The organism is Mesorhizobium sp. WSM4810 (genome assembly GCF_055811235.1).
The window spans coordinates 1-2,093 of record NZ_JBVVQV010000070.1 but is presented as its reverse complement, the minus strand read 5'-3'; the positions used below and the strand labels follow the sequence as shown (position 1 = coordinate 2,093).

1 protein-coding gene is annotated in these 2,093 nt (G+C 67.7%); it reads left to right on the top strand.

Translation table 11 applies throughout. The features are described 5' to 3' along the window. A partial coding sequence (locus tag AC0L3O_RS35285) for a condensation domain-containing protein (protein ID WP_473618131.1) occupies window positions 1–2,093 on the top strand: 2,093 nt, incomplete at both ends.

Genomic DNA, 2,093 nt, shown 5'->3' with positions numbered 1-2,093 from the left:
CTTTGCGAGCACGCCTGGGTGCGCGAGGCGGTGGTGGTGGCGCACGAGGACCGCGCCGGCGACAAGCATCTTGTCGCCTATGTCGTGTGCGGGCCCGAGGCCGGCTCGGACGACGACGATGGCGGCGGGCTTGCCGGCGCCTTGCGCGCGCATCTGAGCGGGCGGCTGCCGGACTACATGGTGCCGTCGGCATTCGTGCGGCTCAAGGCCTTGCCGCTGACGCCGAACGGCAAGCTCGACCGCCAGGCGCTGCCTGCGCCGGCTGACGAGGCCTATGCGCACGCCGCCTATGAAGCGCCGCAGGGCGCGGTCGAGACGGCGCTGGCAGAGATCTGGGCGGAGCTGCTCGGGGTCGAGCGGGTCGGGCGCCACGACAGCTTCTTCGAACTCGGCGGCCACTCGCTCCTGGCGGTGCAGCTCTCGAGCCGGCTGTCGCAGGCTGTTGGGGTCGAACTGCCGCTGACGAGGCTGTTCGCCAGGCCGGTGCTTTCCGATCTGGCCGAAAGCATCGTCAAGGTGTTGAGCCGCTCCGGTCCGCAAGACCTGCCGGCCATTGCGACGGTGTCGCGCAATGAGCCGCTTGTGCTGTCGTTTGCGCAGCAGCGGCTATGGTTTTTGGCGCAGCTGGACGAGGGCAGCACCAACTATCACATTCCGCTGGCCTTGCGGCTGCGCGGCGTGCTCGACCGCAGCGCCTGGCAGCGCAGCCTCGACCGTTTGTTTGCCCGCCATGAGGCGCTGCGCAGTGTCTTTGTCGCGTCGGAGGGGAAGCCGCGGGTTGAGGTTCTGCCGCCGGAGGCAGGGCTGCCGGTGCTGGAGCACGATCTGCGGGACAGGCCGGATGCAGAGGCGGCGCTTCTGGAGCTGTGCCGTGAAGAGGCGCGCACGCCGTTCGATGTTGCGCGCGGGCCGCTGATCCGCGGGCGTCTGATCCGGATGTCGGATGAGGAACATGTCTTCCAGCTGACCCAGCATCACATTGTCTCGGACGGCTGGTCGATGGGCGTGCTGGTGCGTGAACTCAGTCAGCTTTACCGGGCGTTTGCAGCTGGACAGGACGATCCTTTGCCGCCGCTGGCGATCCAGTACCCGGATTATGCCGCCTGGCAACGGCAGTGGCTGTCGGGGGAACGGCTACAGAGCCAGGCGCAGTATTGGCGCAACGCCCTGTCAGGCGCCCCGGCCCGTCTTGCGCTGCCGACGGACCGGCCGCGGCCGGCCCAGCAGTCGTTTGCCGGGGCCAGTGTGCCGATCGTCATCGATGCGGATCTGACGCGGGGTCTGAAACGGCTGAGCCGGCAGCATGGCACGACGTTGTTCATGACGGTGCTGGCGGCCTGGGCGGCGGTGCTTTCGCGTCTGTCGGGGCAGGACGACCTTGTGATCGGCGTTCCGAGCGCCAATCGAGGCCGGCGCGAGATCGAAGAGTTGATCGGCTTCTTCGTCAACACCCTGGCGCTTAGGCTCGACCTGTCGGGCGCGCCGAGCGTGTCGGAGCTTTTGGAGCGGACGCGGCGCACGGCGCTGGCCGCGCAGGAGCATCAGGACCTGCCGTTCGAGCAGGTCGTCGAGATCGCGCAGCCGCCCCGGCATCTTGATCACACGCCGTTGTTCCAGGGGATCTTGGCCTGGGAGAACAATGCGGTCGAGTCATTGGACCTGCCGGGGCTGAGTGTGGAGGCTACCGGGGAGGGGCTCGATCAGGTCAAGTTCGATCTGGAGCTGAGCCTTGGCGAGCATGGCGAGGAGATCGCCGGAGCGTTTGGTTATGCCACGGCGCTGTTCGATGAGGCGACGATCGAGCGGCAGCGCGGCTATCTTTTGGCATTGCTGCGGGCGATGGTTGCCGATGCCGGCCAGCCGGTTGGCCGCATCGACATCCTGCCGGCCGCCGAGCGGACCTACCTTTTGGAGGAGCTGAACCGGACGGCAGCGGCCTATCCGTCGGATCTTTGCATCCACGAGCTGTTCGAGGCGCAGGTGCGCCAGGCGCCGGAGGCGGTGGCGGTGGTGTGTGAGGACGAGCGCCTGAGCTATGGCGAGCTCAATGCGCGGGCCAACCGGCTGGCCCATCATCTGATCGCCCTTGGGGT